Genomic DNA, 25054 nt, shown 5'->3' on the forward strand with positions numbered 1-25054 from the left:
GCCGACACAAAGTATATTGGGGGGCATTTTCATACAAGATAAAAAAAGTGGCTTGAATGGTCATTGGAGGCCGATTTGTTTCAAAAATAAATTTTAGTATGATGCCAGTAAAAATGAATTAGTCATTATACAAAAGAAAAAGGCGGACATTGTCCGCCTTTTTGCTTATTAATCCCATAATTAACCATAAATCTAATTCTCTGTTGAGAAACTATTTTTATCTCTTTTGCGACACTTGCTCTTTTTCTACAAAAAGCTCTTTGCCGTTTTTGTTTACATAACCGTTTTTGTTAAAAATCTCCACTTTTGCCAGCTCACCTTCAAAGTCTTCAACTTTATCGTAGATAAGTGGAATGATTTCCTCACCTTTTTGATTAATAAACCCATATTTTCCATTGATAGAAACTTTAGCGAGTTCGCCTTTAAATCTACCTATCATATCATATTTTAATTCTGCTATTTTCGAGCCTTTAATATCCAAAAGGCCCATTTTGTTCCTGATTTTTACATAGTACAAGTCTACGTCGGCTTTAATGACTTGGTCGTAAATAACAGGTATTATTGGTTCGCCTTTGATGTCTATTACGCCATATTTGGTTTTGTGTTTTACCAAAGCTAGATCTTTTTCAAAATCCTCGGCATAATCATATACATCCTGAATCATCAAAACGTCTTCGGAGTTTATGTAGCCCCATTTGTGGTTGGGCGTTTTTACGGCTGCCAGTCCATTTTTAAAATCTGAGGCTTTCTCATATCTAAAAGGAATAACAGTTTCGCCTTTTTCATTGATATAGCCATATTTTTGATTTACCGACACACAAGCCAGTTTCTCTGAGAATGGCGAGACCCTTTCAAACTGTGGCCTGCTTACAATTTTGTTCTTTTTGTTAATAATTCCCCAGTTTCCGTATTGTTTTACAAATGCCAAGCCATCGCTAAAAGCCGTTGCGTCATCATATTCGTTAGGTATCATCATTTTGCCACTTTTCGAAACATATCCCCAGTGATTATAAGATAATACAGGAGCGAGACCTTCCGAAAACTCCTTGGCATCTTGATATTTTAAGTCTATTATTAATGTTCCTTTTGAATCAAGAAATCCCCATTTTCCGTTTTTACTTACTGCTCTTAATCCTTCCTCTTCTTTGGATATATTGTCAAAGTATCTGTTTACTAAATTTCCATTTCTTTGGCTGAATGTACGCTCTTTTTTGCCTCCAAACTGATTCTCCAACGAGTTATTGCTGTAAGCCAAGTCTGACTGGCAAAATGCGGTCGAGGTTGAAAAAACTACGACGGAAAAAGTCAATCGTAGTTTTGTGATTTGGTTCATCATAATCTTATTTTTTAGAAAAGCACGTTGATTGTTACTTTGCCAAACCTGTGCCAAACCAGCCTCATTTTTTTTTAATTTACCCAACGGATACATTTAAAAAATATACCACCATTTAATCATATTTTAAATTCTAGTTTTTCATTTTTACTTTTTATAAAATGGGTTTTTACAAGAAATATGTAACTTCAAAAAGCTTTTTTCTGCCATTTTTCAAAAAAACATTTATAAGCCAGCTATTTTCAAATCCCTTTTATTATTATTAATTATCGTTGTCCTAGAAAAAATAAAAATAGATGATTCCTTATATCAGCCAGCAAGGGTTGAAATGGTACTGCATACAATAATCTAAATTCGCATTTCATAATATTTTTTTTGCAAATTGTTTTTTGTGGGAATTTTAAGTTGGGACTGTTTTCAGAAATAAGAATTTTGACGGTAAATAGCTTATTGGTTTTTTTTCAAGGACAAAAGCCTTTATGAAAGATTGCCTACAAGTGTGAGAAATGATATTAATACCAATGTCGATTTAATAAATAGAGTTTTTTCTTTTGTTAGGATTAAAATTCACTGAAGTTCCTTAGAATATGTAAAGGTTTAAATATCAACTTTGAAAAAAAGAAGAATTTAATCAAAACCAAAATATTGCTGCACCTGAATATTACAAATGGTACTTATAATTTCTGAACAGTCCGTTGTGAAATTTTGGATTCGACAATTTTATTTTCAGTTTCAACTTTTAATCCAAAATTTCGCAGAGGATCATTGTTCAGAAAGTGTTTTTTTTGTTACTTTTTTTTCAAAAAAAAAGTAAGCCCGCCTGGCAAGGCACACAAAGTATATTATTTAGTAATATTTGTATCCTCAAAACTTTAGTATTTAATTATCTTTGTGAAATTTTATTCTAGAATAATGAAGATTTCATATAATCACCTAAAAACACTCATTGATTTTAACCACGATCCGCAAAAACTCGGGGAAATATTAACAGGTACTGGCCTTGAGGTGGAGGCAATCGAAAAAGTAGATGCTGTAAAAGGAGGACTTGATGGCTTAGTAATAGGTGAAGTGATGGCGTGTGGAAAACACCCAGATGCAGACAAATTAAGTGTAACTAAAATAGATATAGGTTCGGGAGAGTTGCTTGACATAGTTTGCGGTGCTCCAAACGTAGCACAAGGGCAGAAAGTAATCGTTGCTACTGTAGGTACTACTTTGTATCCAAGTACAGGCGATTCGTTTGTTATTAAAAAATCAAAAATCAGGGGAGCGGTATCAGAAGGAATGCTCTGTGCTGAAGATGAAATAGGACTTGGAGCTTCGCATGCAGGTATTATGGTCTTAGATACTAATTTGCCAATTGGCACCCCAATTGCCAAATATTTTAATTTAGAGCCAGATTATTTAATAGAAATAGGACTTACACCCAATAGGGCAGACGCGGCTTCACATTTGGGCGTGGCCAGGGATATAAAAGCAGCTGGTGATCAAAATATCAAAACGCCTGATATCAGCAAGTTTGCTTTAGGTATTTCTGCTTCAAGTATTTCTTTGACAGTTGAAGATTTGGAAGCTTGTCCAAGATTCTGTGGTTTGGAGATAAAAGGCATAGAAGTAAAAGAATCTCCCGATTGGTTGAAAAGATTTTTGAACACTATAGGTGTTAATGCCATCAATAATATAGTAGACATCTCAAATTATGTTTGTCACTATTTAGGTCAACCGATGCACATGTTTGATGCTGACGAGATTCGCGGCAGTAAAATAATCGTGAAATGTCCGAGCGAAGGAACTGAAATAGTGACATTAGACGGTCTAAGCAGAAAACTAAATGGTACCGATTTGGCAATTTGCGACGCCGAAGGACCAATATCTATTGCCGGGGTTTTTGGTGGACAAAATTCTGGTGTGAAACCAGAAACAAAAAATGTTTTTCTTGAGGTTGCCTATTTTAATCCTGTTTCGATTCGTAAAACATCGTCAAGGTTTAGTCTAAAAACCGACGCTTCGTTTAGATATGAGCGTGGCACAGATCCTAACATGCCATTGTTTGCTATAAAATTTGCTGCTTTGATGGTGCAAGAATTGGCAGGAGGAGAAATCTGCGATACGCTAATTGATAATTATCCGCAGCCCATTGCCAACTTCGGGTTTGATGTAAAAATTAAAAACATAAATAGGTTACTTGGAAAAGAACTTGGGGAAACGCTCATTATCGATATTTTAGAAAAATTAGATATTAAAGTTCTATCAAATATTGAAGGAATATTAAAAGTAAGCGTGCCGCCGTACAGAGTAGATGTAACCCGCGAAGCCGATGTAATTGAAGAGATTTTGCGGATTTATGGTTTTGATAATATCGAATTGTCAGAAAATCTAAGTTCGGATTTTATCTCTGATTTTCCTGCAAAAGACTTAGACAATCTCCAATTTAAGCTTTCTGATAGTTTGGCGGCTATGGGTTTCCATGAAATCCAAAATCTATCGATAGTGAAGCCAGCAGACAATGCATGGTTAAACGAAGGTGAGTCTGTGGTGAAATTGCTCAATCCATTGAGCGAGGAACTTTCCGAAATGCGTCAATCTTTGTTGTTTTCAGGTTTAAGTAGCGTGCTTTACAATGTTAACAGGAGGAATAAAGACTTAAAGTTTTTCGAAATTGGTAGGACTTACAACAAATCTGAAGTAGAAGGAATCACCAAAATCAAAGAAAATAAAGTTTTGAGTTTGCTAATGACAGGCAATGTTAGTGCTGAGTCATGGATGCAAAAAAGTACGGCTATAAACTACCATCATTTGTTTCAGGTAGTTAGTCAAGTTTTGAATTTGATGAAAATCAAAAAGATGGACACCAATGAAACTTCAAACGCAATGTTTGCCTATGGCTTGGAGCATATTGTTAGAAACAAATCTTTAGTGAAATTCGGATTGGTTTCCAACGAGCTTCTTGCAAAAGCAGATATCAAACAACCTGTGTTTTATGCGGAGTTTGATTGGGACTTGCTTTGTAAAATATATTCTGGAGAAAATAAATTCACAGAAATACCAAAGTATCCTGAAGTGAAAAGGGATCTATCTTTGGTGCTTAACAAAGATGTGAAGTTTGAGCAAATTAAAAAAGTGGCTTACAATATCGAACGTAAATTATTAAAAAGTGTAAATGTTTTTGATGTTTATCAAGGAGATAAATTGCCAGCTGACCAAAAATCGTATTCGGTGAGTTTTATTTTGCAAGACGAAGAAAAGACTTTGAACGATCAGCAAATAGACAAAACCATGACCAGATTAATGGTGGCGTTTGAAGCAGAAGTAGGTGCTGTAATCAGAAAATAAAGATGAGTAATGACTTAAGTTTTGAAAAAGACAATGCCTTTTTGCTTTCCAAGTTTGAGGAAGTAAATGGGCTAATAGCGTCTTTGAAATCACAAAGTAAAAGTCAAAAAAGTCAAATTCTTGGATTAGAATACAAAATCGAAAACCTTGAGTCGCAAATAAAAACTTTAAAAAAAAATAATCAGCTATTAAAGGAAGAAAATGCGGAATTGAGAGAAAAAATGAGTGATGAGGATAGATTAATTCCCCAAAACTTTAAAATAAGAAATAAAATTGTTAAGATTGTATCCGATATTGAAGATAAAGAATCGACAGAACAACAAAGCCTCAAAGATTTGTTAAGTATGTTGATAGAAGAAATAGATTTTTGTGTAAATCAGTTAGCGAAATAATATAGTTTCAAGTAAATGGAGTCCCTAAAAGCCAAAGTAGTTGTGAATCTAAATGGTGAACAATTGCCCTTTGTGGTTCCAAAATCAGACGAGCCCTATTTTAGAGAAGCTAAAGAAATGTTAAATGACCGTTTGGCTGTCCTAACCCGTGAATATTCTGCGTTTGCAAGTTCACAGATGTTAGTTTCTGTTTTAGCTGTAGAAGCACTTGTTGACGCAATGAAAATAAACGAGAACTATCAAAGGTTGAAAGGAGAGGTACAAGAAAGGTTAGAATTGATTCAAACAAATTTTGAGGATTAATACCACAAACGCTATTCCTACTTATTTTTTAATATCATTAAATGAAACGTTAGTTTTGATATTATTAAAATTTTAAATTTAAAAAAATGCCAGTATATCTTTTTATAATTGTAGGCCTAGTGGTAGGACTTGCAATTGGGTATTTCTTAGGTCAAAGCCTAATGAAAAAAAACCTCGCTAACCAAGAGGAAGAAGCCAATAAATCAGCCCAAGAGATTATCAGAAATGCCAAAAATAGTGCAGAAAACATCAAAAAAGATAAGATGTTAGAAGCCAAAGAGCATTTTATGAAGCTCAAGTCAGACTTTGACGAAGATGCCAATCAACGCAAGAATACCATTGTTCAGAATGAGCAAAAGGTGAAACAAATGCAGCAACAAGCTACTACTGAGCTTGAGAAAACAAAACGTCTTGAGAATGAATTGATTGCTAAATCTGAAAGACTAGAAAGCCAAATTGAACAAGCCACAAAAAAACGCGAGGAGGCAGAAAAAATGCACCAACAGCAGGTGTATCAATTGGAAAAAATCGCCAACCTAACTGCTGAGCAAGCAAAACAACAGTTGGTAGATGCTCTTAAGCAAGAAGCAGAAACTAAAGCTTCGAGTTTTATCAAACAATCCATTGAAGAAGCTAAATTAACGGCTACCAAAGAAGCTAAAAAGATTGTCATTGAAACCATTCAAAGAACAGCCGCCGAACAAGCAATTGAAAACTGTGTTTCCGTGTTTAATATCGAAAGTGACGAAATCAAGGGTAAAATAATAGGTAGAGAAGGAAGGAATATCAGAGCACTAGAAGCTGCTACAGGTGTGGAGATTATAGTAGATGATACCCCAGAAGCTATTGTGATTTCAAGTTTTGATCCAGTAAGAAGAGAAGTTGCAAGGCTATCGATGCATAGATTGGTACAAGATGGAAGAATTCACCCAGCCAGAATCGAAGAGATTGTAAATAAGACCCGCAAAGATATTGACAATGAAATCATTGAAATAGGAGAGAGGACTGTTATAGACTTGGGCATTCATGGTTTACATCCTGAACTAATCAAGATGGTGGGTAGAATGAGATTTAGGTCTTCTTATGGTCAGAATCTATTGCAACACTCAAGAGAGGTAGCCAAGCTTTGTGCTACTATGGCGGCCGAAATGGGCTTGAATGTAAAACTGGCCAAAAGAGCAGGTCTATTACATGATATTGGAAAAGTTAACCAAGAAGAGTCAGACCTACCACACGCTATTTTGGGTATGGAAATGGCCAAAAAATACAAGGAGAATCCAGAAGTTTGTAATGCCATCGGTGCACACCATGACGAGATAGAGATGACATCAATGATATCTCCACTAGTACAAGTTTGTGATGCTATATCAGGTTCAAGACCTGGTGCTAGACGTGAAATGATGGAATCTTATGCAAGAAGACTACATGATTTAGAAGATTTGGCTTTGTCATTTAAAGGCGTTGAGAAATGTTATGCCATCCAAGCAGGTAGAGAGTTAAGGGTTTTGGTAGATGCTGAAAATATCTCTGACGACGAAGCAAACATGATGTCGTTTAATATTTCTCAAAAAATCGAGAAAGAAATGCAATATCCAGGTCAAATTAAAGTGTGTGTTATTCGTGAAATGCGAAGTGTAGCGTATGCTAAATAAGTTAAATTGAAAAGAAACAGTTTTTGAACTATATCAAGAAAACCGAAAGTAAATTTTCGGTTTTCTTTTTTGTTTATAGTCAAATCTTGAGAATTTCAACTATTGATACAAATGTATGTATTTTGCGGAATTTCAATATTTTTGCTTTGAAAAGAGGTAATAATCGAATTTTTCTTTCAAAAAATAATCCTTTTTTGACCAATATCAATCTTCTCAGTTTTAAATTAAATTTTTTTTGCGATTTGTACTATTTTTAGTAAATTAGCACAATAATAATAGGGTAAATTATAATTAATAAAATAGTATGGCGGAGTCGGCTAAGATAATAATTGATGGGAAAGAATACGAGTTCCCAGTCATTGAGGGTTCTGAGAATGAAAAAGCAATTGATATCTCGAGCTTAAGGGCTAAAACAGGTTATATCACCATAGATGAAGGTTTTAAAAACACTGGTTCTACTACAAGTGATATTACTTTTCTAGATGGTGAGGAAGGAATATTGAGATACAGAGGATATTCGATAGAAGACTTAGCTGATAAGGCTGATTTTCTTGAGGTGGCTTATTTGTTGATTTATGGTGAATTACCAACGACTGAAGAGTACGATGTTTTTGTGAATAAAATCACAAAGCATACAATGGTAAATGAAGACATGAGAAAAATCTTTGATGGTTTTCCTGTCAACGCTCACCCAATGGGCATCATGTCAGCATTGGCTAGTGCTATGTCAGGTTTTTACCCTGATTCGTTTGACGACAAAAAACCTGATAATACAGAGTTACATATCATTCGTTTGTTGGCTAAGTTTCCTACTTTGGCTACTTGGTGTTACAAAAAGTCACAAGGGCACCCAATAAACTATCCTAAGAACGATTTAGACTATTGTTCTAATTTCTTACACATGATGTTTGCTTTGCCTGTTGAGAACTACAAAGTAGATCCAAAAGTGTCTTCAGCATTGAATAAACTTTTGATACTTCATGCAGACCACGAGCAAAACTGTTCAACCTCAACAGTAAGATTGGTAGGCTCATCTAAAGCAAATATCTATTCTAGCATATCAGCTGGTATTTCAGCTCTATGGGGGCCATTGCATGGCGGTGCCAACCAAGAGGTAATAGAAATGTTAGAAGAGATTAAAAATGGTGGAGGAGATGTTCAGAAATACATAGACAAAGCTAAAGATAAGAATTCTGGCTTTAGATTATTTGGATTTGGACACAGAGTTTACAAAAACTTTGACCCAAGAGCCAAAATCATAAAGAAAGCAGCTGATGATGTTTTAAGTTTATTGGGAGTTACTGATCCAGTTTTGGAGATAGCCAAAGGTTTAGAAGAAGCGGCTTTGAAAGACGATTATTTTGTGTCAAGAAAACTTTATCCTAACGTAGACTTTTATTCGGGTATAATCTATAGAGCATTGGGTATACCGACCAATATGTTTACTGTAATGTTTGCCATCGGTCGTTTACCAGGATGGATAGCCCAATGGATGGAACTAAGGGACCAAAAACAAGCTATTGGAAGACCTAGACAAATCTATACAGGTTCTCCTAAAAAGGATTTTGTAGAGAAATCTAAAAGATAATAATTCTTTAAAATAGAAATAAAAAAACTCTTCAGGTATGAAGAGTTTTTTTTGTGCTTCTTATTTCGAAAAAATCATTTTTCTTGCGTCTACTTAGTTCAACTTTATTGTTGTTAATAAGCTCTATATGCCTATCTGAATGGAATGAACAGGAAACTACGTGTTCTAGATTTATTAAAAAAGATTTATGAGGTCTAAAAAAACCATAAGGTACAAAAATACCTTCTAGCTCTTTTAAAGTTCTTGAAAGTACTATTCTTTTGCCGTCCGTCATAAAGACTTCAGAATAGTTAGCTTCAGCTTTTAGGAATATGACATTTTCAGGCGTTACGGTGGTTTTTCCCACCAAATGTATTTTTGGACTCATAAAAATCGTGGTGTTTTTTATTAAGACCCAAGGTGTTACAAAAAGGTTGGAATGGAAGATGAAATTATTTTACAATATTTAATCTCAAACCAAGATTAATATTGGGAGCCATAAAAAAAGGTTTCGGAGCAATTTCTAAATAGCCACCGGCATCTATAAACACTGCCAAATCATTTTCAGGTATGCTAAGTTCTATACCACTATTTACTGCTGGACCCAATGAGATAACTCTAAAAGCATCCCTGGTGCCGATTTTTGGAGTTCTGTTGCGAGAGTTTATTTGTCCACCAAATCCATAATAGGCATGTAGCCTTTCTCTCTTTCCAATACTTTTCTGAAAATTATACAAACCTTGCACCATTATTCCAGCTTCGTCATAAATGGTTTCCTTATTATAATTTCTAACCCTTCCATACAGAAAACCAAAGCTACCTACGTTTACATCAAAAGAACGGTCACCATAAGAAAAATATTTCCTAATGTTCAAACCTAATGGTTCTCCAACTTTTAGTCCTAAAGCCCAATTATTTTCGTATTGTGCAAATGCTCCAGAAAGTCCTAGGATTGTAAGTGTTAAGGTTAAAATTGTACGTTTTTTCATAATTCTATCTCAGCTTTATCTATTATGTAATTTAATTCGTTAATGTCGTCGGTATTTAATGTGAAAATACCTGTTACAGTCACCCTATCATCCGTATTGAATCTTTTAGATACTTTCTTGAACTTTACAGAAACCACCGATTCTGGACCAGCCTGTCCACAAAAAAAGCAGGAAGAAAATGGATTAGCAGACAAAACATAATAATTTGCGTCTACATCTATTGGGATCATATAGCCTGTTAGGGCAATTTCTTTCCCTTTTAGTGCATTTACTTTTGTTCCAAACTGTGGTTCTAGGACAAACATATTTTCAGAGGCATTCCACTTTTTCTTAAATGTTACGTCTCGTAAGTTTTCCCAAGTGATTTTTATAGGAGTAGCTGCAAATACTAAAAAAGGGATAAGTAATAAAACTGCTATATATTTTTTCATTTTAATCGTTTGCCAAGGTTTTTGAAATGTTTATTCTATAAATTCCTAAAGAAGGAATTAGTGCTGCAAAAATACCAACTAATAACGCTGCAATCAACAAATATATTTCTTCTTTTTGTAATACAGTCTGATCTAGGCCAAAATTAAAGCTTTCATCTAACATTCTAGAGGCTAACCAAAGCCCCAATCTACTAACCAAAATGCCTAAAATATATCCAGAAATACTTAGTATTAAACCCTCCAACATCAACATAAAAAAGAGTTTGATTCTTTTTCCTCCCATTGAAAGCATCAGTGCCATTTCGTATTTTCGTTCTTTTAAGGCATTGTATAAGGTTACAAATACACTAATGCCACTAATCAGCATTATAGCCAGTGCAAGGGCCTTGAATGCATCCATCCCTATACCCATATGTTCAAAGAGTCTGTTTATCTCGATGGCAGGCAATGCGGCTTGCATATTTGTATTTTGATTGATAGTTCTCGGAATCGTCATCAATCCTAAAGGCGACCTAAACTTTATTAAAGCACAGGTGATATTTTGGTCTTCTGAATGCGTTTCTTCTTCATGATTACTTTCTTCGTGTTCATGAACTTCCCAAATACTCGCTAAGTTGCATAAAATCAAATTGTCGATTACAGAATTGTTGTATTTAAGAATACCAACGACTTTATAGCTTTTATCACCGTGTTTTTCTCCTTCTTTTTCCAATCCATGCGAACTTGTAAAAGTATCGTCTACTTTGACATTTAGTTTTTTAGCAGCATTGGCACCAATTACCACTTCCATTGTGTTCTTAAAACCCCTTCCAGATGCGTAATCTGCCGAAAAATGCTTTAAATAGGGGTAGATGGTTCCAACAATTCTAAAGCCTTGGTAATTATCACCCATTGAAAGCGGCAACACTTGTTTTATCAATGGATTGTTTTGAAGTGGTTCTAATTCCTTCATTGGAATGTTACCAGTCGGAGCATCTATTTGGTAAACACCAGACAAAATCAATTGAAGTGGACTTCCTTTGGCTCCGACCACCATGTCTATACCTGAGATGTTTTTGGAGAATTTACTCTGCAGTTGATTTCCAATGTTGATTAAAAGTGAAATGATACTTATACCAAACATCATCAATAGGACACATAAGAAACTGTTAAGTTTTTTAGCCCAAATGTTTTTCCAAACTATTTTTAAAAGCATCTTAAAGTGTTATTTGGTTTGAAAATCTACTTTTTAATCTTTGGTCGTGCGTAACTATTACCAAGGCAGCACCCACAGCATTGGCTTGGGTTTCTAACAAATCTGCCACTTTCTCGCAGTTTTCGTCATCTAGTGCAGAAGTTGGTTCGTCGGCAAGAATAATTTTTGGCGTATTCATCAGTGCCCTCGCTATGCTTACTCGCTGTTGTTCCCCACCACTTAGTTCTTGTACTTTATTACGTAGTAAATCATGCAGGCCAAGGCTATTTGCTAATGCATGCATTTTTCCTTTGTCGAGGGCTTTATTGCCAAGGTAATTTGCTAAAAGTAGATTGTCTGCTACATTTAAGGCATTGACAAAATACGGTTTTTGAAAAATTATCCCAATGTTTTTGGCCCTAAAATTCGTCAATTCGGCAGAATTTAAACCTGTTGTTTCTGTTTCTTCAATGATTAAACTTCCAGATTTTGGTTGTATCAACAATGCCAAAATATTCAATAAAGTGGTTTTTCCTGTTCCAGAATTTCCCAAAATCAAGAGGGTTTCTTTGGGTTTTAATTTAATGTTGGGAAAATCAAATTGATTATTATTTCCGTATGAAAACGCTAGCGAGTTAGTTATTAGCATTTGTTGATTTTATTTATTCAAAAATAATTTAAATGCTCTTTAATCAAAAACGCTTTCAGGTTTATTTCAAGAAAAAAGTTTTTTGTGCAATCTTATTTTTACTTTATTTGTTTATAAAATAGATTTATTAAACTTTAAAACTATATCATATGTCACTAAGATTAGGAGATGTGGCTCCAGATTTTTCTGCGGAGACTACACAAGGACCAATTAATTTTCATGAATGGTTAGGAGATTCTTGGGGAATGCTTTTTTCGCATCCTGCAGATTTTACGCCTGTGTGTACTACTGAGTTAGGAAAGACGGCTCTTCTTAAAGGAGATTTCGAGAAAAAAGGGGTTAAAGTTATCGCCATATCAGTAGATAGTTTGGAATCGCACAACAAATGGATTCCGGACATTGAAGAAGTAAACGGAATTAAAATGAATTTTCCGATTATTGCTGACCCAGAAAAAAAGGTTGCTGAGATGTATGATATGATTCATCCAAATGCATCTGAGAAAGCCACTGTTCGTTCGGTATTTATCATTGGGCCAGATAAGAAAATTAAATTGATGCTTACATATCCTGCTTCTACAGGCAGAAACTTCCAAGAGTTGCTTAGGGTGATTGATTCTTTGCAGTTAACAGCTGTTCATTCGGTTGCTACACCTGCAGATTGGAAAGACGGAGATGATGCCATCGTAGTACCTTCGATATCTACTGCGGATGCCATACTGAAGTTTCCTAAAGGAGTGAGAGAAATTAAGTCATATTTGAGGTATACGCCTCAACCGAATAAATAATATAGAAAAAGCTGAACTTAAGGTTCGGCTTTTTTTATCTATTGTTTTTTAAGATTTGGTAGCCTATCAACTTTTCAGAGCGAGCTCCTGGAGGTTTATGATAAATGAAAATCTCATAAGTGTTTCCAGTATCCGAAAAATTCCCTTCATATATATCTTCATCAGCTATTTGAGAATTTGTATTTACTTTTCCAAACGCAAAATCATAAATGCCCTGCTTTAATAAAAGCCTTTTTTCATACAGTTGTTGATTAGGATTAAAATCCATTTCTAACTTATCCCAATTGCTAAGTTTACCATAGATTACAGGCTTTTCATTTTCATCCAAGTAGGGGATGTTTAATTGGAAAATCGCATCTATGTAATCACTATTTAGGTCTATTTCTCCGCCTTCTAAGTTATAAACTAAATACCCTCCGTCGTTGTCATAGGCATTTAAATAGGCTTTGTTTGATCTCTTTTCTTGAGGAAGAATCCAAAGCTGATCAGGTTTGCCTAAAACTATTTGAGAAATATTTTGACTTTTTCTAAATGAACTCGATAAATCTACAAATCTGAATTCATTGCCTGCCTTTATTAGATTTTTACTGTCAAAATACTTTAAAGTGAAAGTGTTTCTACCAGAGTTTATCAAATTTTGATTATCAATTTCTGTTTGTTTATCTTCTCTTTGATTTTGTCTAATTAAAATTTTAAGGTCCCTTTGAGGAAAAAGTACATTATAGTTTCCTATTTCTATTTTGAAATTTAATTGTTGGTAACTTCTCCAAAACCCTGGGTCTTGTGCTTGGCTAATATTTCCGTCAATCCCAATATTTTGTTCGAATACACTAAATTCTCGTTCAAAAAGGGGCTCTCCTTCTGTTCTATTTTCAAATATTTGCAATATGAAATTACCGCTGATTTTAGTTTTAGGTACTTTAAAACTATAATGATAGTAGGGTATTTTGGTGTTTTGAGATACTTCAAAAGTATTAATGAAATATTCGTTAAAACCATCTAAGTACTCCATTTCACTCAATTGAGATTTTTGCCAATCATAATCACAATGTATGATTTTTGCACTATAAGAGGTGTATTGAGCTCTTAAGTCGTCAAATTCAAGTATTAAACTTGCTGAAGGGTTATTTTTATTGAGTACAGCTGGATTATTATATCTTTCGTTAAAATTGTCATTTGGACTGTATGAATACAACAATATAGTTTTAATGAAATCATTATCAATTTCAGTTTTTGATGGATAAATGGTTTTTTCTCCTAAGTCTCTTAACCCAAAACAAAAAGACAGCTTTGATATAAATATTATCCCAAAAACTAAAAGTGATTTATTCATGATTTAATAACGTATAAAAACAATTAAGCTTCTAATTCCATCATTTTTTCTTCCCATTTTTCGTTTAGGCTCTCCAATTCTTTCTTTATTTTGGAATAGGCCTCATTGGCCTGCTTTAATTTTGAAGGATCAGAGAAAACATCAGGATTTGCCAAGTCTTCCTCTATTTCAGATTTTTTAGCTTCAAGATTCGTAATATTTTCTTCTATTTCATTTATTTCCCTTTCAAGCTTTTTGTTTTCTTTTTTAAGCTCTTTTGGTTTTTCAGGCTCATTTTTTTCAGTTTTCGCATTTATCTCTTTCACAGCTTTTCTGACAGGCTCGTCTAATGTTTTGCCATTGTCTTCCATCCAAATCACAAACTCCTCATAACTACCTGGAAATTGCTTTATTTCTTGGTCTTCTATATACCAAACTTTGTTTGAAACTCTACTGATAAAATGTCTGTCGTGCGAAACAACAACATAAGTTCCTTCATATTGGTCTAAAGCTTGTACCAATATATTTACCGACTGCATGTCTAGGTGGTTGGTTGGCTCATCCAATAGCAAAAAGTTGGCTTCCGATATTAGGATTTTTGCTAAAGCAACTCTTGATTTCTCGCCTCCAGACAATACCTTGATCTTTTTGAATACATCCTCACCTCCAAAAAGAAAACACCCAAGGACAGACCTCAATTCAGTTTCTGACTTTGAAGCATCTGCATATTTCAATTCTTCCAGTAGGGTCTCCTCCATGTGTAATGACTCCAACTGGTGCTGAGCATAAAAAGAAAAATTCACATTGTGTCCAAGTTTTCTTTCGCCTTTCATTTGTTCGGTTCCAGCTATTATTCGCAACAAAGTGGATTTGCCTTTTCCGTTTGCACCTATCAATACTATTTTATCGCCACGTTCAATAGTTGCCGAAGTACTTTTAAGTATAGGATTGTTCGGATATTCTTTCGAGATATTGTCCAGCTCCATTACGTGTCTGCCCGGTTGGGTTCCAAACTTAAACTTGAAGTGTACCTTGGCGGAATCGTCAATTACATCGTCAATTACGTCCATTCTATTCAAAGCTTTCACCCTAGATTGCACTTGGCGGGCTTTGGTAGCTTTAGCTTTAAAACGCTCAATAAATCTTTCCGTTTGTCTTATTTGAGCTTGTTGGTTTTCAAAGGCACCCTTTTGTATTTCATTTCTAAGTGCTTTTTCTTCAACAAAGAAAGAATAATTTCCTGGATAATAATTCAGTTTTGTATTAGCCACTTCAACGGTTGTTGTACAAACATTATCTAAAAATTGCCTATCGTGAGAAACCACAACAACTGCATTTTCATAGTTGGCTATGTATTTTTCAACCCATTGTATTGAAGGTAAATCCAAGTGGTTAGTAGGCTCATCTAATAACAATATGGAAGGTTTTGCCAACAATAATTTGGCAAGCATAACCCTCATTCTCCATCCACCAGAAAACTGTCTCAATGGCTTGTGTAATTCCCAGGTTTTAAAACCTAAACCTTCTAATATTTCCTCTGCTTTGGACTCAATTGAATATCCATCCAAAAGGTCAAATTCATGCTGAAGTTCTCCCAGCTTTTCTACCAAGTCATCGTGGTAATCGTTCTCCATTTGGTGTAATACAGCTTCTATTTGATGATGCAGCTCAAGTTGGCGTTCAAAACCCTGCATTGCTACATTGAGTATGCTATCATCAGTTTGGTAGGAGAGGAGGTCTTGGTTTAGAAATCCAATAGTACAATCCCCCGATTTTGAAATGTTGCCAGCGTCTGGTTGGTATTCTCCAACTATTATTTTCAAAAGTGTAGATTTACCTTTTCCGTTTAATCCTATCAAACCTATTTTGTCTTTAGGTTTAATTTGTAAGTTGGCGTCTTCAAAAATGGCCCTTCCGCCGAAATAAAAAGAAAGATTGTTTATTGTTAACATGCAGTGATTGCTCTGGTTTTTTTAAAATGCAAAATTACGATTTTAATTACAGAATACATAGGAAATGAGGTGGAGCGATTTTTCAAATCGCTCAAACGTAAATCAATTTTTCAAATCGCTGATTAATTTAATATACATTTCTAATACACGATTTAAAAAATCGTGATACATCTAACGTAAATCAATTTTTCAAATCGCTTAGTAATCTATTAAGCATTTCTACTTCACGATTTAAAAAATCGTGATACATCTAACGTAAAGCGATTTTCCAAATCGCTTAGTAATCTATTAAGCATTTCTACTTCACGATTTAAAAAATCGTGAAACGTTAAACGTAAAGCGATTTTTCAAATCGCTTGATAATCTATTAAGGATTTCTACTTCACGATTTAAAAAATCATGATACGTCAAACGTAAATCAATTTTCCAAATCGCTTAGTAATCTATTAATCATTTCTAATTCACGATTTTAAAAATCGTGATACGTTAAACGTAAAGCGATTTTCCAAATCGCTGATTAATCTAATGCAAATTTCTACTTCACGATTTTAAAAATCGTGATACGTTGAAGGTAAAGTGATTTTTCAAATCGCTTGATAATCTATTAAGCATTTCTACTTCACGATTTAAAAAATCGTGATACGTTGAAGGTAAAGTGATTTTTCAAATCGCTTGATAATCTATTAAGCATTTCTAATTCACGATTTAAAAAATCTTGATCCTTTGAAGGTATAGCGATTTGAAAAATCGTTCCACTTTTGGCCTAAAACAAAAAAAGCAAGACCGAAGTCTTGCTTTTTTAAAAATGATATAGATAAAGCTTAGTTCAAGCCAGCTGGCCATGAACCACTTGATCTTTTCAATGTAGTTACACCTGCATCTCCATAATTATTCTGCCATTTGAATGTTAGTTCAGTAGCAGTATGACTAATGTAAGATAAGCTGTAAGCTAAACCATATTGGTCAGCTCCTTTCATTCCAATCTTACCGCAAGAATCAGTAAATCTGATAGTTCCAGTAGCAGGATTGTCACCCCAAGCACAACCATATTGTCCAAAAGTACCATCAGAAATGATATATTCTCCTGTTACGCTAGTAGCAGTCATAACTAATTTACCAGAAACACTAGCTCCACAAGCAGCTGGATTAGCTCCATCAGCAACTGAACCTTCGATGTTTGTAGTAGTATAATCATACGTTCCTGCAAGGTCTGAAGGACATACCACAGCTACTCTATAAAAGAAAGGAGAAGCATAATATTCCCCACCTGATACGTCAGCAGTAAGGTTTGAGTTTGTAAAAGTTTTACCATCGTTAGTTGTTAATACCAATCGATACTCTAAAAAGTCGCCACCTTTGATGTTGGTTTTAGAAAAACCAAGTTTTGACAAAGCAGCTGTGAAAGGAAACGAAACAGTACCTCTTGGCCATTTCGAATCTCCAGTTGTTGTAAATGCACCTCCATCAACAGTTCCTAATAAAACTTCTGAAGATAGTGTAGCACCTCTCCTGTGTTTTACAAAAACATCTACTGATTTTACATTATTTATTTTATCAATAGCATGACATTCTAACAAAGCCGAAAACTTAGCATTGTCCATATCAAAGAAATTGATCGGAGCTGGAGCTGTAATTGTTTTAAGATATGTTCCCGTTTCAAATCCATTGTAAGGAATGGCCGGCTCAACAAAATCCGTACACGATGACGCAACAAACATTGCTATCATTAGTGAGTATATTAATTTTATTTTTTTCATTATTATTCTCAATTTAGAATTAGTTAATAAAGCCATCTGGATTTTTATCCCAGAATACTTTTACTTTAAAATCAGGCTTCTGAGAAGCACTTGAATTCGTATTTACATAGTTAGCAGGGTACAAATATGACATTGGGAAAGGACCAACAGAGGGGTTTAGGCCTGGCTGCATTCCACTAGGCTGACCTGTTCTTCTGTATAAGTTATAAGCCTCGGTTCCATTACCATATAGAGCTAACCAATATTCTCTTCCTATCAAGTACATTTTTTTGGTCTCAGTTGTAGCTGCATCAAATTCAGAAGCTACATATCCAACATATTTAGTACGAGCAGCATCAAATGTTGCATTTGATTCGAAAGCAGTAATTTTTGCAGCTTGGTTGGTAGTTAAAGACCAAGATCTAACAAAATTTATGCTTTTTGTAATACCAGAAGTTAACAATGCTTTTACATCACCAGCAGTACCTAATGTCAAAGCTGATTCAGCCAACATAAAGTCTACATAAGAAGCCAACATAATTACTTCAATACCAGCACCATTTGTAGCCATATCAGCAGATCCGGCTGCGGCTGGTGTATTGTTATCAAATCTATATCCAGCTGGATAAACGCCAAACAATGTTCTTTTCAAACCATCTGGTGGGATACCTTCGTTATTCAAATGGTCTCTACCCCAATATCCTCTTGTTCCTGGTAAACAGAAAACCATATCTTCTGGATAATGAGCAGGTTTGAAAGCACCAATACATGTAATTTCAGATGTACTTGTAGAGTTAGCTCCAACCTGACGATAGAAATAGTATTTGGCACGTGGGTCATCAAAGCCTTTTGCTTCAGTTAAATGCCACATATAATAAGTAGATTGGTAATCTCCACCACCAGCTTGTGCTTGAGCAGCATAGTCTGGGTGACGGCTATCAGGGTCATTACCAGATACACCATATTTGAATGTGAAATCATCACCTGTTCCAATGAAAGCATTTTCAGTAATTAAAGCTGAAATTGCAGAAGTACTTCCTGCTTTATCAACCATTTTTCTGTTCAAGTGATACTTCAACATCAATGTGTTTACTAACTTAGTCCACTTTGTATAATTACCTCCATAGTAGTAATCATTAGGAGTACCAGTTGCAGTACCAGAGAAATCAGTTTTAGCTGATTTTAACAATTCCAAAGCAGCGGCATAAACTGAAGCACCATCATCAGCTTTTGGATTAAAATTATTTGGATCTAAAGCCTCACTGTAAGGTACATCTCCAAATGAATCAACCAACATCATCAAAGTAAAAGCTTCTAGGGTTTTTGCAATACCTGCATGTCTCTTGAAGTTTTTCTCTGCAGCAATAGCCTTCATTGCCTTAATATCAGCTAATAGTCCAGCGTATCCAGTTGACCATAAGCCACTGAAACTCGTTGGCTGGTAAGCTGTTTGGTAAGTGTTTCCTCCTTGATTAATCATTCTGGTTAATCTCTTACCTGTGTCACCAACTCCATTAAACATACCAGCAAATTGAAGTTGAATGGTATTTAATAGGAAGTTAGGGTCAGTGCTACTTTCTGTTACTGCGTTTGGGTTATCAAGATAATCCAGCTCGCAAGAACTTACTAAAAACACTCCAAGTGCCATTAGTAAAGTATATATTTTTCTTTTCATCATTAATCTTCTGTTTAAATAATTAGAATGTTAAGCTTAATGTTCCACCTAATCTTCTAGCACTTGGGCCAGTTAAATAATCGAAACCTAATCCGTTACCAACACCTAAGCTTAATACGTCTGTATCAAAGTTCACATATTTAGGCATGTTCAATGCTCTAAACCATAGGTTTGAACCAGTAAAGGTAACTGAAGCCTTTTTGAAAGGTGTCTTACCAATTACTTTGCTAGGCAAATTGTAGCTTAAAGAAGCTTCTCTCAATCTTGCAGTACTTCCATCAAATGTAACAGCTTCGTCAGTGAAGAAGTAGTTATCAAAGAAATAGTTAGCAGCTGTAACTTGTACAGTGTTTTTGCTTCCATCTTCTTGTACACCAGGAAGAATTAAAGTCAAATCTCTGTCTAACTGATCTGTATCTTTTGAAAGACCTCTAGCAAGTACACCTTTAACAGTATTTGAAAGTATTACACCTTTGTGACGATATTCAAACATAAACGATAGATTGAATCCTTTGTAAGATAAATTGTTTATCAACGAAGAAGTAAATGCTGGGTTAGGATCTCCCAATTCAGCTAAATCATTAGTTGCTTTATATTGACCATTAGGCAATACTATTTTCTCGCCATTTGCGTTTTTGTCAATTCCCGATCCCATGATTAAGTTGAATGGTTTTCCAGGTATTGCAAAGTTACCTAAGTTAGTAAAACCAGCAATTACAACTTGCTCTAAACCACCACCTAATTCCATTACAATTGTTTTATATTTACCATAGTTAGCAGTGATATCCCATTGTAATCCAGAAGATGTTTTAACAGGAGTTACTGTAGCAGAAACCTCTGCTCCTCTAGTTCTGATTCTACCAATGTTGATAAAAGTAGATGTATAACCAGTAGATGGGTCAATTGGAGCGTTTGTAATCAAATCTCTTGTGTTTTTCTCATAGATAGACACATCATATTTAAATCTGTTATTAAACATTACTGATTCAACACCAAATTCAAACTCTTTGTGGAGCTCAGGCTTTAAGTTAGGATTACCCAAAGCATTTGAAATTGATTGAGTTGAAGATAATGAACCTCCTGCATCAGACCAACCTCTTGCGTTTTGACCAAGCGTATTTCTTGTGTTATACGGCGAAGGGAAACCTGCAGAAGTACCATAACTTACACGTAGTTTCAAATCATTCAATACTTTAGATTTGATGTCAAATGCTGAGGTAGGAAGGAATGATAAACTAGCACCTGGGTACAAAATTCTTCTGTTTTCTGTTTCAACAGTTGAAGTCCAGTCATTTCTAGCAGACATATTTAAGAATAGGTAGTCTGAATAGTCTAAAACCACGTTGGCATAAGTTCCAATTCTTCTTTGCTGAATTGTGTAGTTTAGGCCGCTACCCGTAAATGGATTTCTGGAAGATGAAGCAGTAAAGTTAGTATGATTAAACAATCCAAAAGTTAATTGACCAGTACTAGCTAAGCCAAATTGCTCATAATTGTCAAATCTATTGTTAGCTCCTACTAAAGCAGTCAAATTCAATTTATCTGAAAGCTTTTTGTTATAATTCAATATTACATCATGGTTCCAAATAGAGTTTTTAATATTAACACTTTGGTAGAAACCATTGATGATATTTACATTACCACCAGTTGCACCTTTGTTATATCTTCTCTCTTGATTCTCAGAATAAGTATCAAAACCTACACGATAAGTTAGGGAGAAATCGCTGTTAATATCATAGTTCATTGATGAAGAAGTAAAGAATCTGTCTACCTTACTTACGTCTGAATGATATTTTGCCAACCAATTAGGGTTTGTAATATCATTTCCACCTCTGTAGTAAACAGAGCTTCTGTCCACTGGATTTTCATAAGGCCACTCACCTAAATTTACGTTTCTAGGTGTGTACATTACGTTTGCGAAAATTGATTGAATTCCACCGTCAGGACCTGATCCATAACCTGCATTCAAAGGAGGTGTTTTGTAATCAGTATTAGCAAAAGTAAACGAAGAACGAATCGAGAATTTCTTAGTAACTTGAGAGTTCATGCCCAAACCTAAGTTTAATTTTTTCAAATCATTTCCAGGTGTAAAACCTTGCTCGTTTTGATAACCAATACTCGCATTGTATCCTGATTTGTCAGAAGAACCAGAAATTTGAACTGAAGTGTTAAACACTTGTCCTTTTCTGAAGAATGATTGACCAATGTTTGGCTGAGCTTCGTTAGGAATGTTAACTACGTTGTTAACTAAAGCAGCAGCACCATTTCCCCAAGGTTTAGTAGGATCTACAGCATATTCAGGGAATGCATTTCTAATGTTTGCAACACCAGATAAACCATAAGGGTGTTTTACTGTAGGTTGGTCAGCAAAATTTGCTCCCCAGTTTGAATAAAACCATGAAGTTGGTGTCAACTGTTGGAAACCACCACCATAATTGTTTTGGTAGTCAGGAAGTGAAGCAATTGTGTTTTGAAAATACGATTGGTTTAAACTAACCTCTGCATTTCTTCTCTTTCCACCACCAGATTTGGTAGTAATCAAGATAACACCGTTACGACCTTGGTCACCATAAAGAACTGTAGCAGAAAGACCTTTCAATACCGAAACACTTTCGATGTTGTTAGGGTCAATGTCCAACATACGGCTTGAAGTAGTTTGTCCACCAGATGTGAATCCTGCTTGTCCGTTTGTGCCTGAGTTGAAAGGTACGCCGTCAACTACAAATAATGGCTGGTTAGAACCTGTAGCTGAAGAGTAACCTCTAATTGTGATGTTTGTACCTGAACCAGATACTCCACCTGTAGACGTGATGTTAACACCAGGGGCTTTGCCTTGAAGTACACGGCTAATGTCCGCCTCTGGACGATTGTTGATGAGCTCCTTGCTTACAGTAGTCACTGCATAACCCAAAGCTTTTTTCTCTCTTACAATACCTTGGGCTGTTACTACCACTTCAGATAGTGCTTTGGCATCGTTTGAAAGAACTACATTGATAATTGTTTTTGTGCCTGTAGCTACCTCTTGAGGCTGCATACCTACAAAACTAAATACCAAAGTTTGACCTGATGCACCATCGATAGAATAGTCACCACTTAGATCGGTTTGTGTACCTTTCGAGGTACCTTTGATTTGAACAGTTACCCCAGGGATACCAGTTCCGTCGTCTGCTGAAGTTACCTTTCCGCTTATTTTACTCTGGGCCAAAGCCACCATTGATGAGCAAAATAGCACAAGGGCAAGAAGTAAATTCTTTCTCATGCATTATTAAGTTTAGGTTAAAAAAAAAATTTGTTATGCAAACATAACAAATTTTTAATAAAAAAAAAACTTCGATTAATTAATAATCGAAGTTTATATGGAATAAATCTAAATTATTGAAAGGTTAAAACTCAATCTTTATAAAGTCCAATATTACAGTATTTTATCATTGTTAATTTGATAAAAACGAAATATTCATTTACTTAATATTTGTAAAGTTTCTTATTTATTGAATTTTGGTCATTCGAAATAACAACATTAAACAATCCTTGACCAAGATTATTAATAGGTATCAAAATATTTTCATTTTCTTTTAAGAATATTTCCTTCGTTAATACTATTCTATTGTTACTATCATAAACTTTTAAAGTATACCCATCTGTTAAGTTAATATTTTCACTTTTTATGTTTATAAATTCAAATGCAGGGTTTGGATACATTGTAACATTTAATGCGTTAGGAATACTTCCTTGACCACTCATTTTTATTGTTTCTAAAGAAGAATAATTTGATGAGCCAAGCGTATTTACAGCTTTTACTCTGTAAATATAGGTTTTTCCAGCAGATACATTTTCGTCAGTATAGCTGGTAATATTTTTTCCTAATGTAGCCACTAATATGAATGTAGAACCACCGTCAATTGATTTTTCTATTATATAGTTTTCTTCTCTTATTGAGTCATCTCTCCATGTTAAATCTACCTTAGATTCTCTTTCTTTTGCTTTCAAGCCATAAGGTGCATTAGGTATTTTAGAATATTGTGTAAGGAATGGGCCAATCACTGGAGAGTATTGAGAATCACCTTCGGTATTGCTTCCTGCTTTGACTCTATAGTAGTAAATCACCCCTTCTTCAGTAGTTAAATCATTAAAATTTGTTAAATTGAAATTAATTTTTCCTAATTCTTGAAATGAAGTGTTATTTAAAGTACTTCTCTCTATTATAAAGTAATCTTCGTCTTTTGAATTATCATTCCAGCTTAACCCATAGTTTAAATTCCCAAAAGCGTCGTCATACAATACAGCTATCATATTCGAAGGAGCATAAGGAGGTCCAGCTGTTGTATCTTTCACATATCCATTTGTCGAAAATAACCCTTTGTCACTTACCGCAAATATTTGAACTTCTACAATATCTTTTGGCTTTAAGTTATCTATTTTTATCGAACTTTGAAATCCTGGAATGTTAGCATATTCAACAAAATTGCCAATTCCATTTACTTTTACCATGACATAAGAGTTGGTTCTTATATTGGTCTTACATACCTGATCTTCAGTTCCATTTGTCCATTTTATAGTTAAGTGATTTCTGGATTTATCACCCTGGTCAGAAATTAAAGCAGTTGGAGGGTTTGGATTTACATAGTCCAGTGCAGTTACTGTTACAGTTTGGGAAGGGGTAGATCCCGTAATATTTCTGGTAAATAACTTATAAAATTGAGTTTTTCCAGGTATGGAAGATTGGTCATAGTAATCTAAACTAGTGATTGGAGGAGTAGCCAAATCAAAAAAGTTTACGTTGTCAAAAGATTTCTTTATAATATATTCTTGAATATCTTCCACATTGTTTGGTATTGTCCACTTTAGATGAACCAAAGTTGGACAGTTTTGGTCGGATGAAAGATTTGGAGAAGGAGGGAATCCTACTTTTGTAGTGCCATACACAAGTTCAGACCATGGTCCAACCAAAGCATTATATTTGGCTCTAACTCTTACTGAATATTGAGTTTTAGGTTTTAAACCAGTTAGTGCTTTGAAAATTGTAGATCCTGTGTTTTCAGTTAACATAGTTACGTTACCTCCTTCTTTTAACTCTATATCAAAACCTGTTTCATTAACATTTACATCATCTATTCTTAGCCATATAGTATTATGAGTAATTAAGTTGAAGTCAATCGATGGTGTTGGGGCAACCAAGCCTAGAACCAATACATTTACAGAATCAGATTTAACTGAATATATTGTATCTGTTGGAGTTGAACCAATTTTGAAAGACTTTAAATAAATAGTATAAGTAGAATTAAAAACTAAATCATTCAAAGTGTCTTTTGTTGCAACAGCACTTTTTTTATGAGATTTTATTGGGTCAGAGGGACTTCTATAGAAAACTTTGTATCCAGCTATTGTTCCTACTGGAGCAGTCCATTGAAGGCTTATTTGGTTTCCTAAACCAATTTGACTACCAGAAAGTCCGGTTGGAGCGGCGGGTGGGATTTGAGCAAAAGTTTTAGTGAAAATAGATAAGCACGCAAAAAGTACCAAAAGTTTTTTCATCTTCTTTATTAATTAAGGAATTGCATATTGAATGCGGTAAAATTATATAAAAAAAGTAATATTCTAAAAAAAAATATGGTAAAGCGAATATGTTAGGAAATTATTTAGAATTTTTAATATTAAAATTTCAAGGTTCTTTTTTGTTCTTTGCAATATAAAATCCAGATTATTGATTGTGCCGTTTTGAATGTATAAAAAAAAAGAGCAACGAAGTTTTTCGTTGCTCTTAAATATAAACA

Annotated in this window: 18 protein-coding genes; 6 read left to right on the plus strand and 12 right to left on the minus strand. The window is 34.6% G+C overall.

Annotated features, from left to right (window positions below; all coding sequences use genetic code 11):
• Nucleotides 1–217: 217 nt before the first annotated feature.
• Nucleotides 218–1336 (minus strand): WG repeat-containing protein, encoded by a 1119-nt coding sequence (locus EGI22_RS05785; RefSeq protein WP_255067046.1) that lies wholly within the window; start codon nucleotides 1334–1336, stop codon nucleotides 218–220.
• A gap of 909 nt (nucleotides 1337–2245) precedes the next feature.
• Between EGI22_RS05785 and pheT the strand changes: the two genes are divergently transcribed.
• The 5 genes from pheT to EGI22_RS05810 all read left to right on the plus strand — a co-directional run bounded on the left by pheT (nucleotide 2246) and on the right by EGI22_RS05810 (nucleotide 8601).
• Nucleotides 2246–4666, plus strand: a complete 2421-nt coding sequence (pheT, locus tag EGI22_RS05790; RefSeq protein WP_255067047.1) for a phenylalanine--tRNA ligase subunit beta — start codon at nucleotides 2246–2248, stop codon at nucleotides 4664–4666.
• A gap of 2 nt (nucleotides 4667–4668) precedes the next feature.
• Entirely contained in the window at nucleotides 4669–5058 is a 390-nt protein-coding gene (locus EGI22_RS05795) for a hypothetical protein (protein ID WP_255067048.1), read from the plus strand.
• A 15-nt stretch (nucleotides 5059–5073) separates the two neighbouring features.
• Nucleotides 5074–5361, plus strand: coding sequence for a cell division protein ZapA (locus EGI22_RS05800; protein ID WP_255067049.1), 288 nt, complete (start codon nucleotides 5074–5076; stop codon nucleotides 5359–5361).
• An 86-nt stretch (nucleotides 5362–5447) separates the two neighbouring features.
• Nucleotides 5448–7013 carry a ribonuclease Y gene (gene rny, locus EGI22_RS05805; RefSeq protein ID WP_255067050.1) on the plus strand — a complete coding sequence of 522 codons (1566 nt, stop codon included), beginning with the start codon at nucleotides 5448–5450 and terminating at the stop codon, nucleotides 7011–7013.
• 304 nt (nucleotides 7014–7317) lie between these two features.
• Nucleotides 7318–8601: a citrate synthase gene (locus tag EGI22_RS05810; RefSeq protein WP_255067053.1), complete on the plus strand. Its 1284-nt coding sequence runs from the start codon at nucleotides 7318–7320 to the stop codon at nucleotides 8599–8601.
• 31 nt (nucleotides 8602–8632) lie between these two features.
• Here the strand turns inward: EGI22_RS05810 and EGI22_RS05815 are convergent, their stop codons facing one another.
• The 5 genes from EGI22_RS05815 to EGI22_RS05835 form a co-directional block, all read right to left on the minus strand.
• Nucleotides 8633–8968 (minus strand): LytTR family DNA-binding domain-containing protein, encoded by a 336-nt coding sequence (locus tag EGI22_RS05815; RefSeq protein ID WP_255067054.1) that lies wholly within the window; start codon nucleotides 8966–8968, stop codon nucleotides 8633–8635.
• A 64-nt stretch (nucleotides 8969–9032) separates the two neighbouring features.
• A complete protein-coding gene (locus tag EGI22_RS05820) occupies nucleotides 9033–9569 on the minus strand; it encodes a hypothetical protein (RefSeq protein WP_255067056.1) in 537 nt (178 codons plus the stop codon).
• Complete coding sequence (locus EGI22_RS05825; RefSeq protein ID WP_255067058.1) at nucleotides 9566–10000, minus strand: DUF3299 domain-containing protein; 435 nt, start codon at nucleotides 9998–10000, stop codon at nucleotides 9566–9568. The genes EGI22_RS05820 and EGI22_RS05825 overlap by 4 nt, the downstream gene beginning before the upstream one ends.
• 1 nt (nucleotide 10001) lies before the next feature.
• Nucleotides 10002–11195, minus strand: a complete 1194-nt coding sequence (locus EGI22_RS05830) for an ABC transporter permease (protein ID WP_255067060.1) — start codon at nucleotides 11193–11195, stop codon at nucleotides 10002–10004.
• Nucleotide 11196: 1 nt separating this feature from the next.
• Nucleotides 11197–11823, minus strand: a complete 627-nt coding sequence (locus tag EGI22_RS05835; RefSeq protein ID WP_255067062.1) for an ABC transporter ATP-binding protein — start codon at nucleotides 11821–11823, stop codon at nucleotides 11197–11199.
• Nucleotides 11824–11972: 149 nt separating this feature from the next.
• Between EGI22_RS05835 and EGI22_RS05840 the strand changes: the two genes are divergently transcribed.
• Entirely contained in the window at nucleotides 11973–12608 is a 636-nt protein-coding gene (locus EGI22_RS05840; protein ID WP_255067064.1) for a peroxiredoxin, read from the plus strand.
• A 34-nt stretch (nucleotides 12609–12642) separates the two neighbouring features.
• Here the strand turns inward: EGI22_RS05840 and EGI22_RS05845 are convergent, their stop codons facing one another.
• The 6 genes from EGI22_RS05845 to EGI22_RS05870 all read right to left on the minus strand — a co-directional run bounded on the left by EGI22_RS05845 (nucleotide 12643) and on the right by EGI22_RS05870 (nucleotide 24815).
• Nucleotides 12643–13941 carry a type IX secretion system plug protein domain-containing protein gene (locus EGI22_RS05845; RefSeq protein ID WP_255067066.1) on the minus strand — a complete coding sequence of 433 codons (1299 nt, stop codon included), beginning with the start codon at nucleotides 13939–13941 and terminating at the stop codon, nucleotides 12643–12645.
• Nucleotides 13942–13964: 23 nt separating this feature from the next.
• Nucleotides 13965–15872: an ABC-F family ATP-binding cassette domain-containing protein gene (locus EGI22_RS05850; RefSeq protein ID WP_255067068.1), complete on the minus strand. Its 1908-nt coding sequence runs from the start codon at nucleotides 15870–15872 to the stop codon at nucleotides 13965–13967.
• An 821-nt stretch (nucleotides 15873–16693) separates the two neighbouring features.
• On the minus strand, nucleotides 16694–17629 hold the full coding sequence (locus EGI22_RS05855) for a hypothetical protein (protein ID WP_255067070.1): 936 nt from the start codon (nucleotides 17627–17629) through the stop codon (nucleotides 16694–16696).
• Nucleotides 17630–17648: 19 nt separating this feature from the next.
• Nucleotides 17649–19286, minus strand: a complete 1638-nt coding sequence (locus EGI22_RS05860; protein WP_310588130.1) for a SusD/RagB family nutrient-binding outer membrane lipoprotein — start codon at nucleotides 19284–19286, stop codon at nucleotides 17649–17651.
• A 19-nt stretch (nucleotides 19287–19305) separates the two neighbouring features.
• Nucleotides 19306–22542 carry a SusC/RagA family TonB-linked outer membrane protein gene (locus tag EGI22_RS05865; protein ID WP_255067074.1) on the minus strand — a complete coding sequence of 1079 codons (3237 nt, stop codon included), beginning with the start codon at nucleotides 22540–22542 and terminating at the stop codon, nucleotides 19306–19308.
• A gap of 203 nt (nucleotides 22543–22745) precedes the next feature.
• Nucleotides 22746–24815: a fibronectin type III domain-containing protein gene (locus EGI22_RS05870; RefSeq protein WP_255067078.1), complete on the minus strand. Its 2070-nt coding sequence runs from the start codon at nucleotides 24813–24815 to the stop codon at nucleotides 22746–22748.
• Nucleotides 24816–25054: the final 239 nt, after the last annotated feature.

Origin of the sequence: Lacihabitans sp. LS3-19 (assembly GCF_024343575.1) — a bacterium.
In the GTDB taxonomy this organism is placed as follows: Bacteria; Bacteroidota; Bacteroidia; order Cytophagales; family Spirosomataceae; genus Leadbetterella.